The organism is Sphingobium fuliginis, assembly GCF_004152845.1.
Lineage (GTDB): Bacteria > Pseudomonadota > Alphaproteobacteria > Sphingomonadales > Sphingomonadaceae > Sphingobium > Sphingobium fuliginis.
Window position 1 is genome coordinate 1 of record NZ_SEON01000016.1, and the last position, 15,495, is coordinate 15,495.

The 15,495-nt window shown below is 61.9% G+C and carries 14 protein-coding genes; 4 read left to right on the forward strand and 10 right to left on the reverse strand.

Annotation, left to right across the window (positions count from 1 at the left end):
* Positions 1-68: 68 nt before the first annotated feature.
* Both EWH10_RS21440 and EWH10_RS21445 read left to right on the forward strand, forming a co-directional pair.
* Positions 69-536 carry a hypothetical protein gene (locus EWH10_RS21440; RefSeq protein WP_052816769.1) on the forward strand — a complete coding sequence of 156 codons (468 nt, stop codon included), beginning with the start codon at positions 69-71 and terminating at the stop codon, positions 534-536.
* A gap of 25 nt (positions 537-561) precedes the next feature.
* Positions 562-1,242: a recombinase family protein gene (locus tag EWH10_RS21445; RefSeq protein WP_025551199.1), complete on the forward strand. Its 681-nt coding sequence runs from the start codon at positions 562-564 to the stop codon at positions 1,240-1,242.
* A 38-nt stretch (positions 1,243-1,280) separates the two neighbouring features.
* On the opposite strand, the gene EWH10_RS21450 is transcribed toward EWH10_RS21445, so the two are convergent.
* From EWH10_RS21450 to EWH10_RS21495, 10 genes are all read right to left on the reverse strand, one after another.
* Positions 1,281-1,712 (reverse strand): BphX family protein, encoded by a 432-nt coding sequence (locus tag EWH10_RS21450; protein WP_025551201.1) that lies wholly within the window; start codon positions 1,710-1,712, stop codon positions 1,281-1,283.
* Positions 1,713-1,738: 26 nt separating this feature from the next.
* The gene (locus EWH10_RS21455) at positions 1,739-2,026 is read right to left on the reverse strand and encodes a DUF1330 domain-containing protein (protein WP_013834075.1); all 288 of its coding nucleotides are present in this window, start codon (positions 2,024-2,026) and stop codon (positions 1,739-1,741) included.
* 54 nt (positions 2,027-2,080) lie between these two features.
* The gene (locus EWH10_RS21460) at positions 2,081-3,403 is read right to left on the reverse strand and encodes an LLM class flavin-dependent oxidoreductase (RefSeq protein WP_025551204.1); all 1,323 of its coding nucleotides are present in this window, start codon (positions 3,401-3,403) and stop codon (positions 2,081-2,083) included.
* Positions 3,404-3,441: 38 nt separating this feature from the next.
* The gene (locus tag EWH10_RS21465; RefSeq protein ID WP_013834073.1) at positions 3,442-4,509 is read right to left on the reverse strand and encodes a tartrate dehydrogenase; all 1,068 of its coding nucleotides are present in this window, start codon (positions 4,507-4,509) and stop codon (positions 3,442-3,444) included.
* Between the two features lie 22 nt (positions 4,510-4,531).
* Entirely contained in the window at positions 4,532-5,545 is a 1,014-nt protein-coding gene (locus tag EWH10_RS21470) for a ketopantoate reductase family protein (protein ID WP_013834072.1), read from the reverse strand.
* 20 nt (positions 5,546-5,565) lie between these two features.
* Positions 5,566-6,528: a dihydrodipicolinate synthase family protein gene (locus EWH10_RS21475; RefSeq protein ID WP_013834071.1), complete on the reverse strand. Its 963-nt coding sequence runs from the start codon at positions 6,526-6,528 to the stop codon at positions 5,566-5,568.
* Positions 6,529-6,579: 51 nt separating this feature from the next.
* On the reverse strand, positions 6,580-9,246 hold the full coding sequence (ppdK, locus tag EWH10_RS21480) for a pyruvate, phosphate dikinase (protein WP_130030185.1): 2,667 nt from the start codon (positions 9,244-9,246) through the stop codon (positions 6,580-6,582).
* Between the two features lie 106 nt (positions 9,247-9,352).
* Positions 9,353-10,450 (reverse strand): NAD(P)-dependent alcohol dehydrogenase, encoded by a 1,098-nt coding sequence (locus EWH10_RS21485; RefSeq protein ID WP_130030186.1) that lies wholly within the window; start codon positions 10,448-10,450, stop codon positions 9,353-9,355.
* Between the two features lie 36 nt (positions 10,451-10,486).
* Positions 10,487-11,011: an aromatic-ring-hydroxylating dioxygenase subunit beta gene (locus EWH10_RS21490; RefSeq protein ID WP_130030187.1), complete on the reverse strand. Its 525-nt coding sequence runs from the start codon at positions 11,009-11,011 to the stop codon at positions 10,487-10,489.
* Positions 11,012-11,052: 41 nt separating this feature from the next.
* Entirely contained in the window at positions 11,053-12,417 is a 1,365-nt protein-coding gene (locus EWH10_RS21495) for an aromatic ring-hydroxylating dioxygenase subunit alpha (protein WP_130030188.1), read from the reverse strand.
* A gap of 195 nt (positions 12,418-12,612) precedes the next feature.
* On the opposite strand from EWH10_RS21495, the gene EWH10_RS21500 reads away from it, so the two are divergent.
* Together EWH10_RS21500 and EWH10_RS21505 are read left to right on the forward strand one after the other, a co-directional pair.
* The gene (locus tag EWH10_RS21500; protein ID WP_229742782.1) at positions 12,613-13,506 is read left to right on the forward strand and encodes a DMT family transporter; all 894 of its coding nucleotides are present in this window, start codon (positions 12,613-12,615) and stop codon (positions 13,504-13,506) included.
* Positions 13,503-15,431: an AMP-binding protein gene (locus EWH10_RS21505; protein ID WP_130030190.1), complete on the forward strand. Its 1,929-nt coding sequence runs from the start codon at positions 13,503-13,505 to the stop codon at positions 15,429-15,431. The genes EWH10_RS21500 and EWH10_RS21505 overlap by 4 nt, the downstream gene beginning before the upstream one ends.
* Positions 15,432-15,495: the final 64 nt, after the last annotated feature.

Below are 15,495 nucleotides of genomic sequence, written 5' to 3' on the forward strand. Positions count from 1 at the left end.
ATCGGGGGTCCCGTTTGCACGCCGATTGACAGACCAGACCCTATATGCGGGCGCGAGCAGGACTGGCGATGACATTATGGCTCACGGGCGAGCAGCAGGCGGCGATCGACCATTATCGCGCGATGCTGATCCTCAATCCCAATGACAATCAGGGCATCCGCTACCTGCTGGCAAGCGCCTTGCTCCAGCGCGACGATCTCGCTGGGCTGAAGGTGCTACTGCGCCAGTATGAAGGAGATGGAAGTGCCGCCTGGGCCTACACGCTGGCGCTGATAGCCTATCGCGAACAGGACCCGCGCGGTCCGGCGATTGTCCGGGAAGCCTGGGAGAGCAACTCGCATGTGCCTGCCATGTTGGCCGGCCTCAAACGCCTCGTTCCTTCTCGCGACGGCTACATCAGTATGGGCGGAGAGGATGAGGCGACCGCTTATGTCGAGGAAAACGGCGCCGCCTGGCGTGCCATCCCGGGCGCCATCGACTGGCTGGCCGAAAGAAGCACGGGGCTGAAGCCGCGACATCGCGGATGCCAGTCATGAGGAACGAACGCGCGCAAACGGTCGTTTGCGCAGCATCCAGACCGGTCCAGCAAAAACAACGCGCTATTCGTCGCACAAAGCTGTTGCCAAACGACATGCAAAAGCAACAGATAAATGCAGCATCACCCAAGCTGCTGGCTATGCTCGCGTGTCCAAGGCCGAAGACCAGGATACCGCCCCGCAGATCGAAGCACTCGAAGCCGCGGGCTGCACCCGGGTCTACGAAGAACATGCCTCGGGCGGCCGCTGGGATCGACCGGAACTCCACCGACTGCTCGACCGTCTCGAGCCCGGTGATGTTCTCGCAGCCTGGAAACTTGACCGGCTGTCGCGGTCGCTGAAAGATCTGCTGCTTATCCTCGACCGCGTCGAAAAGGCCGGCGCCGGATTCCGCTCGCTGACCGAAAATATCGACAGCACAACGGCATCCGGTCGCATGATGATGCAAATGCTGGGCTCGTTCGCCGAGTTCGAGCGCGCCATGGTGCGCGAACGAACGCAGGCTGGCCTGCGCTCGGCGCGTGCCCAGGGGCGCAGTGGCGGCCGACAACCCAAGCTCTCGCCCCACCAACAGACCGAGGTCATCACCATGCTCACCGCTGGCAGATCGACAGCCGATATCGCCCGCCTCTTCCGCGTCCATCGCGCCACCATCAGTCGCATCGTCAACAACTTCGCCGTCAAAGACGCCGCGCGAACTCCATAACGTTCCGCGTCCGTTCTTCGCCTTGGCCGTTTTTCAACCTATGAGGTCACTGCGCCTTGTTGCGCCTTTTCCCGGTGCGCCGCAGTCCAGGTGTACCAGGCTCCGAGTACGATCACAGCATGAGCCGCCAGCGTTGTGAAGACGACCCATTCCGCCTCGCCGCTGCACAACAGGCTGTAGATGTCCCATGCCGCGCCGACCGCTTCGGTTAGCACGATCACCGGGACCAGCGCGATGTATTTCCACGGCTGCCGCGCGCCCCACAGGGCGACGATACCGATCGCGGCCAGCTGTATCCCGACGATCAGCCAGGCATCGAGCAGCAGATCGAACACCGGCTGGCCCTGGCCCAGATCGATTCCCGGATAGATCAGGGACAGGGCCCCTGCATAGACCGGCGGCCAGAGCAGGACCAGATTGCACAGGTACCAGATTCCGCTGGCGATGAAGAAGATGCGCAGGCTTTGCATGGTTCGATCTCCAAAGGCTGCGCCGGTCAGTCGGCGACCGCGAAAATGTCGGACGTTGCGCCGGCGATCCGTGCAACCTTGAACGGCGCATAGTCGGGGCAGGCCATGAACGCTTGGACATCCGCCATCGCAGGGAAGCGGATGATCACCGTATAGTGCGGCGCCGCGCCTTCGCCTTCGAAGCGTTCGAACTGGTTGGAGCGGCAGATCAGTTCGCCGCCGAACCGCGCAACCATCGGCGGAACATTGGCTTGGTAGTCCGCAACCCAGCCATCGTCGTGCGAGGTGACGGAAGCGATGAAATAGGCGGCCATGGTTGTTCCCTCCGTGTCGTTAGCGGTCTGGTCTGCGGCTTTCGGTTCGCCGCGTCAAAAAAATCGATTGCCGGGGCGCGGCAACCCGAAATGATCGCGCAGGGTCGTGCCTTGGTAGTCCTTGCGGAAAATGCCCCGGCGCTGCAATTCGGGCACGACCCGATCGACGAAATCGTCGAGCCCCTCCGGCAGATAGGGGAACATCACGACGAACCCGTCCGAACCGCGCTCCTCCAGCCATTGCTCCATCTCGTCGGCGATCGAAGCCGGAGTGCCGACGAAGGCGAGCCCGGCATAGCTGCCGGCTTTCGCGGCGAGCTGGCGGATGGTGAGGTTGTACTGTCGGGCTTGCGTGACCAGCATTTCACGAGAGGTCTTGCTGGCGTTGGTATCGGGTATTTCGGGGAGGGGGCCATCGGGGTCGAACCCCGAAACATCGTGATCGAGCATGCCGCACAGCGAGTGAATCCCGCTTTCATAGTGAACCAGGCTGTCCAGGTGAGCGCGCTTGGCCTTGGCCTGCTCGACCGTGTCGCCGACAACGACGAGCGCGGCGGGCAGGATCTTGAGATGATCGGGATTGCGTCCGATCGGGATCATCCGCCCTTTCACATCGGAATAAAAGCTCTTGGCGGCGGCAAGATTCGAACCGGCGGCAAAGACGACTTCGGCGGTTTCGGCGGCAAGTTGGCGTCCAGGATCCGACGCACCGGCCTGGAAGATGACCGGCCAGCCTTGCGGAGGGCGGGCAATGTTGAGCGGCCCGCGAACGGAGAAATGCGGGCCCTTGTGATCGAGCACGTGCATCCGCGCGGGATTGAAATAGATGCCGCTTTCCGCATCGCAGACGAAGGCGTCTTCCGCGAAGCTGTCCCACAGGCCAGTCACGACGTCGTAGAATTCGCGGGCGCGCCCGTAGCGGCCGGAATGATCGGGCTGCACCTCGAACCCGAAATTCTTGGCGCTCTCGGGGTTGGACGTGGTGACGACGTTCCAGCCGGCCCGCCCGCCGCTGAGGTGATCGAGCGAGGCAAAGCGGCGCGCGACGTGAAAGGGTTCGTCGAAGGTGGTGGAGGCAGTGGCGACCAGCCCGATCCGTTCGGTGGCGCCAGCCAGCGCCGACAGCAGGGTGAAGGGTTCGAACGAGGTGACGGTGTGGCTGCGCCGCAGCGCCTCGACCGGCATGTTCAGGACCCCGAGATGATCAGCCATGAAAAAGGCGTCGAACTTGCCTGCTTCCAGCTTGCGCGCGAATTGCCGGATCGCGGCGAAGTTGAAATTCGCATCCGGGATTGCCCCGGGGTAGCGCCAGGCGCCGGTATGGATGCTGACCGGCCGCATGAACGCGCCGAGGTGAAGCTGACGTTGCAGGCTCATGCGTTTTGTTCCTTCAGGCTCGCGAAGACTGCCGGGGATCACCTTCCCTGCAGCTTTTCCAATATTTGGCGGGTCAGGACCGCTGTACTGCCGTTGCCGCCCAGATCGGGGGTCAGGACTGCTTGCGGATCGCGCAGGACCGCTTCGATCGCGGCCAGCACCATCGCTGCGGCTTCCGCTTCTCCCAGATGGTCGAGCATCATCGCCCCCGACCAGATCTGGCCGATCGGATTGGCAATGCCCTGGCCGGCAATGTCCGGAGCCGATCCGTGCACCGGTTCGAACATCGACGGATAGCGCCGCGACGGATTGAGATTGGCCGACGGCGCGACCGCTATCGTCCCGGTTACGCCGGGACCGAGATCGGACAGGATGTCGCCGAACAGATTGGATCCGACCACCACGTCGAACCGTTCGGGTGACATCACGAAGCGGGCGGCCAGAATGTCGATATGGTACTGGTCGGTGGCGATCCCGGGATATTCCGCGCCGATCGCCGCGAAACGCTCGTCCCAGAACGGCATCGAATGGTAGAGCCCGTTCGACTTGGTGGCCGAGGTGACATGCGGCCGGCCAAGCTTGCGCGCGAAATCGAAGGCGTAACGCAGGATCCGGTCGGTGCCGCGGCGGGTGAATACTGCCTGCTGGATGACGATTTCATCCTCGCCGGTGCCGGTGCGGCCGCCGATCTGGGAATATTCGCCTTCCGAATTTTCCCGCACCACCCAGAAGTCGATATCGCCGGTGCTCTTGTCGCGCAGCGGCGAGCGAATGCCGGGCAGCAACCGCACCGGTCGGAGATTGACATATTGATCGAATTCGCGCCGGATCGGCAGCAGCAGGCCCCACAGCGAGACGTGATCGGGCACCCCCGGGTAACCGACCGCGCCAAGGAAGATTGCGTCATGATCGGCAAGCCGGGTGAGCCCGTCATCGGGCATCATTTTCCCGGTGGCGAGATAGGTTTCGCAGCTCCAGTCGAAGTCGCGAAACTCGAGCGCGAAGCCGCATCGCTGCGCGACCGCCGACAAGACCTGCACCCCGGCGGGCAGAACCTCGCGGCCGATGCCGTCGCCGGGAATATTGGCTATGGTATAGCGGTTCAAGCGGGCTTCCCGTGCCGAAAGGTCAAAGGTAGGTGTTCAGGGTCTTGAGGACCCGGTAAGCCCCCAGGAATGTCGGCGCATCGACGCCGAGGCGTTCGGCGGCCTCGGCGAGCGGTCCCAGAATTTCGTCGACCTCCATGCGCCGTCCTGCCACCAGGTCATCGTGCATCGAGGTCCGCACCGGGCGATTCTCCGGCTTGAACCGGCCGACCATGGCCATCACCCCGGCGAGCGCTTCGTCGAAGCTTTCTCCGTTGATCTCGACGAGCCGTGAGACGGGCGCGAAGAAATTTTGCGGTTCGTACCCCAGCGCATTGTAGATCGCCAGCAGGTCCTTGACGATCAGGACATACTGGGCCGCGCCTTCGCGTACCGCCACACCGTCGATGAAATCGAGCTCTTTGATGCCGCCCAGGGTGCTGGCGCTCCACGATGAAGCACTTCCGACCTGGACCAGTTTTTCCCAATGGACATGGGTGATGTCGGCAGTCGAGCGGGACCCCATCCCGGCTGAGTCGAGCGCCTCGGCCATGGTCCGGGTGCGATCGCTTTCCCCGCCTCCCAGTTCACCGAAATAGGCGGTTACCGGGACGGCCATGTGGTTGAGCGCGCGGCCGGGTTCGAGCAGGGTTGCGCCGTCCATGATCGACCCGCCGATCACCTTGTCCTTGCCGAACGCGGCCTGCAGCCGGCCTTCCTTGCCAACCCCGTTCTGCAAGGTGAGGGCGCAGGCTGTCCGGTCAACCAGCACTGTCGCATCGGCCAGCGCCTGATCGGTGCCCTTCGCCTTGGTCAGCAAGATGTAATAGTCGATCGCGTCCTCGACCTCAGCCGGGGTCTCGACCGCGAACAGGTTGTCGCGCTGCACGAACTGTGCACGCACCCCTTCGATTTGCAGACCGCCCTGACGGATTGCCTCGACATGGGGTTTGCGCGCAATCAGCGTTACCTTGTGTCCGCCGCGGGCCAGGAAGCCGCCGACAACGGAACCAAGACCGCCTGCGCCGTGGATGCAGAAATGCAATTGTTTCGTCATTGCCGATGTCCCGCGTTCGATCAGGCGATGCCGAGCTCGATGAGCTTGGCTCTGATCTCTTCCTTCTTCTGCGGGGTCACGTCGGCAACCGGCGGCAGGATCGGGCCGGCCTTGAGGCCGATCGCCTCATACCACGCCTTGATGTTCGCCAGTGCCGAAGCATAGGTCGCGGTGCGCGCAATATCCCAGACAAACTGGTCATGGTAATATTCGCGGACATCGTGCAGGCCTTCCCACTTGGTGCGGGCCTCTTCCCATTTGCCCTGGTTGGCGAGGTTGATATAGTCGCGCGCGAGGTGGCGCTTTTTGCCATAGAGCATGAACGACAGTTCGCCCCAGCACACCGTCCCGCCCAGCCGGAGGTCTTCGAGGAAGAAATATTCGAACGGCTCCATGGTGTTGAAGCCTTCGGGCATCAGGCTGCGGATCTTGATCGTCTCGGCGCGGTTAAGCGCACCCTGCTTGACCCCGATCACGGTCTCGAGATCGGCCAGGCGGCGCATCAGGTTCCAGCTCAGCACCGTGCCCGAAACCGGCGTGCGGTAGAGGCAGACCGCCATGTTGCTGCGATCGGTCAGATACTTGAACCAGGCGAAAATCTCGTCGTCAGTGCGAAGCTGGACGACGGGATTGATGACCTCGGCGCCGTTGAAACCCAGCTTCTCGACGAACTGCATCTTTTCGAGCGCGAGGTGGACCGACGGGTCGAGGATGATCGTCCACAGGTCGAGCCGCCCGGCGTTGGCATCGGCGACGATCTCGTGAAAGCGCATCCATTCGGACGGAGTGACGTTCCAGCATTCGGCAATGAAGCCGCCGACAACCAGGCCATCAAGGCCCATTTCGACGTATTTGTCGATGTTGTAGCGGATCCCGTCGATATCAAACTTGTGGTCGGCGGTCATCGGGGTGATCGGGCACTGGTAGAATCCCCGGACTGTCTCGGTGGCCCACTTCTTGGCGTCTTTGCGATCGTAGTCCATGTTAGTATTCCTTCACCCTTTGTCTGGTTGACTTGTTGGCAATGTGCCGAGCTAGGTTGCGGCCAGCGCCGATTGGGCAGCGGCAAGGCGCGCGATCGGAACGCGGAACGGAGAGGCGCTGACATAATCGAGGCCGACCCGGTCGCAGAAAGCGATCGAGGCCGGATCGCCACCGTGTTCACCGCAGATCCCCAGCTTGATGTCGGCGCGCGTCTCACGGCCCAGCCGGGCGGCCATCTCAATCAGCTTGCCGACCCCGTCGACATCGATGCTGACGAACGGATCCTTGGCATAGATGCCCTTGTCGATGTAGCTGCCAAGAAACCGTCCGGCATCGTCCCGGCTGATTCCCAGCGTGGTCTGGGTAAGATCGTTGGTGCCGAACGAGAAGAACTCGCCAACCGCGGCGATTTCGTCCGCCACCAGCGCGGCGCGGGGCAATTCGATCATGGTCCCGACGGTGAATTCGACCGTCAATCCCTGCTCCGCGAAGACCGCTTCCGACACCCCGATCACAGTCTGCTTGAGCATGTCGAGTTCGCGGGCCGTGCCGACGAGGGGGATCATGATTTCCGGCACGACCGGTTGGCCGGTCTCCCGGCTCACAGCGCAGGCCGCTTCGAAGATTGCGCGGACCTGCATCTCGTAGATTTCCGGATAGACCACGCCCAGGCGACAACCCCGGTGGCCGAGCATCGGATTGGACTCGGCCAGTTCCTCGGCCCGGCGTCTGAGCTGATCCACGCCTATGCCGACCGCGGCGGACAGCTCGGTGAATTCCGATTCGGAATGGGGGAGAAACTCATGGAGTGGGGGATCGAGCAGCCGCACCGTGACGGGAAGCCCCTGCATGATCTCGAAAATCCGGACGAAATCGCTACGCTGTTCGGGCAACAACCGATCGAGCGCGACGAGCCGCTCTGTCCCGTTCGTGGCCAGGATCATCTGGCGCATAAAGTTGATGCGTTCGCCGTCGAAGAACATGTGTTCGGTGCGGCATAGGCCGATGCCTTCCGCCCCGAACTGGCGGGCGACTTCGCAATCCGCCGGGGTTTCGGCATTGGTGCGCACATTCATGCGGCGATGCCGATCGGCCCAGGCCATCACCGTCGCAAATTCGCGGTCAAGCTCAGGCATCACGGTTGGCAGGGCGCCCTGGAAAATCTCGCCGGTGCTGCCATCGATAGTGATCAGGTCACCTTCGGCGATGTGCACGCCACCAATCTCCGCTGATCGCGCCTGGTAATCGATCGACAGGCTGGACGCCCCCGAGACGCAAGGGCGCCCCATGCCCCGCGCGACGACCGCCGCATGGCTGGTCATGCCGCCCTTGGCAGTCAGAATTCCGCGAGCGACATGCATGCCATGGATGTCGTCCGGCGAAGTTTCCTGCCGGACCAGGATGACGTTTTCCCCCAGTTCGGCGCGCACCGCAGCCGTATCGGCGTCGAACACGACCGCGCCCGATGCAGCCCCCGGCGAAGCCGGAAGCCCCGATCCCAGCAGGGTCCGTGGCGCGTCGGGATCGAGCGTGGGATGCAGAAGCTGATCGAGCGAGGCCGGATCGATCCGCCTGATCGCCGCTTCCTCGGCGATCAGGCCTTCCTCGACCATATCGACGGCGATCTTCAGCGCGGCTTTGGCCGTGCGCTTTCCGGAGCGGGTCTGCAGGATATAGAGCTTGCCGCGCTCGACCGTGAATTCGATGTCCTGCATGTCCTGATAGTGCAGCTCGAGCAGCTCGAACAGGCGGGCGAGCTCCGTGAAGACCGCGGGCAGCGCCTCTTCCATCGACGGCAGCTTGGCACCGGCGGCCGTGCGGGCTGCGAGCGTCAGATATTGCGGCGTCCGGATCCCGGCGACCACATCCTCGCCCTGGGCGTTGACCAGCCATTCTCCGTAATAGGCCTTGTCCCCGGTTGCCGGATTGCGGGTGAAGGCGACGCCCGTCGCGCTGGTTTCGCCCAGATTGCCGAATACCATCGCCTGGACGTTGACCGCCGTTCCCCATTCGCCAGGGATGCCGTTGAGGCGGCGATAGACCTTGGCGCGATCGGATTCCCAGGATTCGAATACAGCAGCGATTGCGGAAGCAAGCTGCTCGTCGACGTCCTGCGGAAAGGGAGCGCCGCGTTCGGCCTCGACGATGCCGAAGAACTCGCCGATCAAGTCACGAAGATCGGTGGCGCTCAGGTCCACGTCCTGCGAGACGCCGCGATCTTCCTTGGCCTTTTCCAGCGCGTCCTCGAACCGCGCGTGATCGATCCCGAGCACAACGCTTGCGTACATCTGGACGAAGCGGCGATAGCTGTCCCAGGCAAACCGCTCGTCGCCAGACGAAGCAGCCAAGCCACGCACCGTTTGGTCGTTGAGGCCCAGGTTGAGGATCGTGTCCATCATGCCCGGCATCGAGACCCGGGCGCCGGAACGAACCGATACCAGCAAGGGATCGTGCCGATCGCCGAACCTCTTGCCCACCGTGCGCTCGATATGGGTCAGCGCCGACCTGACTTCGCCATCGAGGCGCGCGGACTGGCTGTGGCGATCGCGCAGGAAATGAAGGCATTCTTCGGTTGTGATGGTGAAGCCGGGTGGGACAGGCAACCCGATCCGCGCCATCTCGCCGAGATTGGCGCCTTTGCCGCCCACTACCGCCTTGTCGCGGGCGCGCGAGTCATCATGGGCAATGCCGGGGCCGAACGTGTAGACGGTTTTCATTTGCTGCTAGTTTCCCCGCGGAATGTGCCGCTCTTGCCAAACATGTCCCCGGGCATGCCGCGCCTTGCCGCCACACGGGCGGCAAGGCGGCTGGCGAACACGGTCCTTACATCCGGAGGATGGCCTTGATCGCGCTGCCGGTTTTTTCGGTGTCTTCGACAGCCTGGTTGATCTGATCGAAATCGTAGAACGAGCAGAGCTTCTCGAATGGGAACAGGCCGGCCTTCTGCATCGCGATCAGCTGCGGGATGAACACCTGCGGCGTGCTGGAGCCTTCCACTACCCCGCGCAGCTTGCGACCGAACAGGATGTTGTTCATATCAAGCGAAAATTCGGTGCCCAGCTTGGCGCCGCCCACGACTGCGGTTTCCCCCATGTTGTGGGTGCTTTCGACCGCCGAACGCAGGACTTGCGGGATCGCGGTCGTATCAATCGCATAGTCCGCGCCGCCGCCCGTCATCGCGACAATCGCTTCCTGGGCATTTGTGGTCGAGGCATCGATGACATCGGTTGCGCCGAGTTCGCGCGCGACTTCGAGTCGGGCGGGATTGCGATCGACCGCGATGATCTTGAGACAGCCCGACGACTTGGCGGCCATCAGCGCGCTGAGACCGACAGAGCCGACGCCGAAGATGGCGATCGAGGAACCCGGAGCCGGCTGCAGCGAATTGAGGACTACGCCCGCCCCGGTCTGGATGCCGCAGCCCAGCGGGCCGAGCAATTCGATCTGCGCGTCGTCGGCAACCTTGACGCAATTGTTCTCGCTCGCGATCGAATAGGTCGCGAACGAGGACTGGCCGAAGAAGCAGGCGTTCACGTCCTCGCCGTTGCGCGTGATCGGGGTCGATCCGTCGAGCCTGCGGCCCATGAAATTGAGCGGGAACAGGCTGGGGCAATAGGCCTGATGCCCCTTGAGGCATGACGGGCAGGTGCCGCAGTAGCTGAACGACAGGACCACCTTGTCACCTGGCTTGACAGTGGAAACGCCGCGTCCGACCTTTTCGACAACGCCCGCGCCCTCGTGGCCGAGCACAGCCGGCAGCGGGGTCGGATAGTACTGGTCGCGGACAGTCAGGTCGGTGTGGCACATGCCCGCCGCGGCAACCTTTACGAGCACCTCACCATCGCGGGGGTCCTCAATCGATACGTTATCGAGGACGAATTCCCCGCCTTGGCGTTCGATGATCGCGGCGTAGGCTTCCATGCATTTTCTCCCGGTTTTGCGCCAAATCGCGCGTTATCAGCAAAAGAAATAGAGATTCTTGTCTTGCGTGACTCTCGCATCGAGGATCAGTTTGCGCCGGAAGACCTTGAAGCCATTGCCGTCCCGGCGCAGCTTGTCCTCGCGCCCCAACGTATGGACCGTGACCTCGGTCTGGCGGCGGTTGCGGTAGACAAGGATGTTCGACAGGACGTCCAGTTCACCGTTGCCGGCTTCGAAAGCTTCGACATTCGAAACGAAGTACCGGATCTTGGATGGCGGATCCTCCATCCAGACCTGGCCTGAATAAAGCCGCTCGACGCGCTGCTTGAGCTCTCCGAAATCGTCGTTGTAGATTGCCGCATCGTCCGGCGTCGGGTCCGGGCGCCGATCCCTTGCGAAGCGCTGTTCGTAGATCGGCATCCAGTAATGGATGTCTTCGGCGACCATTCCGTGCAGCCATTCCCGGTATTGCCCGGTCTGCAAAAGTCTGACCTCGGCGCGATAATGCGCCTCGACGGCATAGTGCACATCCGGCGTCACCGGTACTTGTTCGGACGACATGTTCTCTCCGTAATTCTCGATATTTGTATCGGCGTTTGCGGTCACTCGGCGGCGTCGAGCTTTTCAGTCCAGAAATTGCGGTTCGGGAAGACCGAATCCCAAGTGTCGTCATTTGCTTTCACGCTCGCCCAATCAGGGGCATCGATCATTTCCTTCCAGAACCGGTAGAAGCCCCGGTAGGAGGTTTCACCGATGAAGCTGATTCCGACGATACCGGGATAGACCGGATGCGGTCCTTCGTAGCCGGCACCCATCGTGGAGTTCATTCTGCCATCGCGCGTGATCACGCCACGGTTCATGTAGGTTGCCGAAGACATGTTTTCGCCGTCATCGCTTTCCAGCGTTCCGGCGGTGCCGAAGGTGCGGATTGCTTCGCGCTGTATCATGCTCTTGGTAGCTGGATCGGCATCACGCGGCACCATGGTATAGGTCCACACCTCGATTTCATGCGGTCCGCGCGGATGCCAAATCTTGAAGGTGTTGGTCCCGTAGAGGAACGAGCAGTTGGGGAAGATCGAGCAGTTCCAATGCCCCATATAGAGCCGTTCGCGCTCCGGGCCGAACTTGCGGCGCACTTCGCCGCGCGTGTCCTCGAGATATTTGGTCCAGCCCTCGCGCTTGACGTGGATTGCGGCCGCTGCGTTGTCGATCACCCCGAAGCCGTGGCCATGACGGGTCGTGAACTGCAGCCCAAGATCGTCGAAGGGAATGTCCGCGCGATTGCCCGAAAGGCCTGCCAGCTCGCCGCCGATCTGGCCGAGCGCGGCGGCATGTGTCCAGCCGACGTGATAACCGTCGCCGATGAAGTTCTCGGTCGGTACCTTCCAGTTGCACTGGAGCAGGCTCTTCATCGGAGGGCCAAGCAATTCCATTCCGCCGCCGGCGCCCTCCCAGATGGTATCGAGGTAGTAGCGGAACTCACCCAGATAGTCCTCCAAGCTGGGCGCTTCGGGATCGTGGCAACCGAAAATGAAACCCTTATAGGTTTCGACCCTAACCGACTTTGCCGCCAACGCATCCTTATCGAGGCTGTTGTGGTAGCAACGCGATTCGAGCGGGACATCGACCAGCGATCCATCCTGTCCGAACACCCAGCCATGATAGTTGCAGACGAACGCCTTGGCATTTCCGCTGTCGGCGTGACAGATCTGGTTGCCGCGATGGCTGCAAGAGTTGATGAAGGCGCGGAAGGTCCCGTCGCTTTGATGCGAGAGGATGACCTTATCTTCGGCCATGTAGGTGGTGATGAAATCGCCCGGCTTGGGCACAAGCGACTCGTGGCCGAGCATCAGCCATGCGCGTGAAAAAATCCGCTCTATTTCAAGAGCGTAAACATCTTTGTCCCAAAACACCTTACGGGATTGGCTGGCATTCACTGTGTCTACGAGTGTGGTGTCGCCGCTCATGGCTCTCTCCGGTTTTCACGAACTGCGGTTGTCGTCTGCAGATTCGTACACTAAGGGCAATGCGATGTACGATATGCAAAAAGCCGATGCCACGCAAGTGGGATTGAGAGTGACGGACCGTTCGTTCTGATGGGTACTGGCAATGGTTCTTCTGGATGGCGGCAGGCCCTTCGTTACGTATGGAGCTCACCAGTCTTGCTGCTTTCTCTCGCTTCGCTATTCTGGGCGCTGAACCCCATCGTGGGCCGGGCGGCGCGCGACTTGCTTTCTCCTCTGGCGCTGGCCTTTTGGCGTTGGGTGGTCGCGTTGCTATTCGTTCTGCCCTTTGCCTGGCGGCACGTCGTGGCCGATCGTCGGGTCCTGCGCGATTCCTGGCGCCTGCTGGCGGTGCTGGGCGTGTTCGGCGTGGGGGTGTTCGCCTTCATCGTTTACTGGAGCCTGCAACTCACCACAGCCACCAACAGCCTGCTGCTGCAATCGACCATGCCGATCATGACCTTGGTCATGCCGAGCATTCTGTTCGGGGAGCGGATCAGACCGCTGCTGGTTTCCAGTGCGGCGCTGTCTCTTACCGGAGTCGTCTGGATCGTGACCAGAGGGCAGCCTTTCGCGTTGCATCTTGGCGGACTCAACCATGGCGACTTGCTCGCCCTGACCGGGGTCTTCCTGTACTCGGCCTACGCGACGTTCTTGCGCAAGGTGCCCGCCATACACCACATCACTCTGCTCGCTGTGCTGTTCGCGGTCGGCATGGGAACGCTGGCTGTACCTTACCTGGTGAGCCTGGCCGATGGCGGGGTCGCCAAGCCACAAATTGAAGTGATTGGCGCGGTGCTCTATGTAGGCATCTTTCCTTCGCTGATTGCCTATGCCTTCTTCAACCGTGCGGTAATCCTGATCGGTTCAGTAAGAGCCGGCGTCTACATGAATCTCCCCACGGTGTTCGGTGTTTTCTTGGCGGTGCTGCTGTTGGGAGAGAGACTTGAAACCTATCACATGGTCGGAGCGGCCATTGTCTTGGCCGCGATATTCGTATCGCGCCGAGCAGCAGCAGGCCAGACGGAAAACAGGGGAGAGCGGGAATTATGATTGAAGATACCGAGGCGGTGGCTTACGCGGACGCGGTGCGGTACGCCGCAGACCGCCCAGACCAATTCTGGAGCGAGGCCGCAAAGGCGATCGATTGGGTCGCGAACCCGCTGCGCGCCCATAACCCAAGCATGGGTTGGTTTCCCGATGGCATGCTGAACACGTGCCACAATTGCCTCGACCGGCATGTCCAGGCCGGACGCGGCGATGCGCTGGCGCTTGCCTATGACAGCCCGGTAACCGGAACCATCCGCCATTACACCTACCGCGAACTGCTGTACGAAACCGAACGTACGGCGGCGATGCTGGCGAGCCTCGGCGCGGAAAAGGGGGATCGGGTAATACTCTACATGCCGATGATCCCCGAGACGGTTTTCGCGATGCTTGCTTGCGCGCGGCTCGGTGTGATCCATTCCGTTGTGTTCGGCGGGTTCGCCCCACCCGAACTGGCCAAGCGGATCGACGATGCCACCCCCAAACTGGTGCTCACCGCTTCGTGCGGAATCGAGGGCAGCCGCACCATTGCCTACAAGCCGTTGGTCGACGAAGCGCTGGTCCTTGCCGCCCACTCGGTCGAGCATGTCGTCCTGGTCCAGCGCGAACAGCTAACCGCGGACTTGATGCCCGTCCGAGACATTGACTGGCACGATCTGCAGCGCCGGACCGCGGATCAGCCGGCGCCTCCGTGCGTTCCTCTCGCCTCCGGCGAGCCGCTCTACATCCTCTACACCTCGGGCACCACCGGAACGCCCAAAGGGGTGGTGCGCGACAATGGCGGACACGCCGTGGCCCTGGCCTGGTCGATGGCCAACATTTACGGCATCGGGGCAGGGGACACGTTTTGGGCAGCCTCGGACGTCGGTTGGGTGGTGGGGCATAGCTACATCGTCTATGGCCCGCTGCTAGTTGGGGCCACGACCGTACTGTTCGAAGGCAAGCCCGTCGGCACACCCGATCCCGGCACCTTTTGGCGAACCATCGTGCGGCATAAAGTCAAGAGTTTCTTCACCGCGCCGACCGCGATTCGGGCGATCCGCAAGGAGGATCCCGATGCCCGGTACCTGAAGGAGATCGGCGTCGGCGCGTGCCGTGCGGTGTTTCTGGCCGGCGAACGCGCGGACCCGGAAACGATCGCCTGGTTGGAGCGGGAAAGCATTTTGCCGGTGATCGATCATTGGTGGCAGACCGAGCTGGGCTGGCCGGCCATCGCCTCGTGCTTCGCGATGGGGGATTTGCGCCGCAAGCCTGGCAGCGCTGGCTTTCCGGTGCCAGGATATCAGTTCGCCATCCTCGACGACGAAGGATTTGCTCTGCCCGACAAGGCAAGCGGCAATATTGTGATCAAGACCCCGCTGCCGCCCGGCACTTTCCGTTCGCTGTGGAACAACAACGCCACGTTTGTCCGGAATTTCGAGACGTTCCCTGGATACTACGAAACCGGTGATGCAGGCTTTCGCGACAGTGAGGGCTTCATGCACATCATGGGACGAACCGACGACATCATCAACATCGCCGGTCATCGGCTGTCGACCGGACAAATGGAAGAGATCGTGTCGCGGCAACCAGGTGTCGCTGAATGCGCCGTCGTCGGTGCGGACGATGACCTCAAAGGTATGGTACCGATTGCTTTCGTCACCCCGCAGATTGGTTTTGCGGCAGATAAGGGCATAGCCGAGCGCTCTGTCCTTGCCGTGCGTAGCGAGCTTGGTGCGATCGCGGCGATGAAGGCGGTGCTGGTCGTCGAGCAATTGCCCAAGACCCGTTCTGGCAAGATCTTGCGTAGCCTGCTCCGCAAGATTGTGAACCGCGAACCCTTTGATATCCCCGCGACAATTGACGAGCCAGAAACGCCGGCCAAGATTGCGGTTGTTTATCGGGAAAAATGTGGATTTAATGACCCTCATCCGCCAAACTCCGGCAAGTGATTGACCCGCATCACGATTTTTTGACCGTTTAGTGTGGATCGGCGTGCAAAAAAGAACCCCGTTA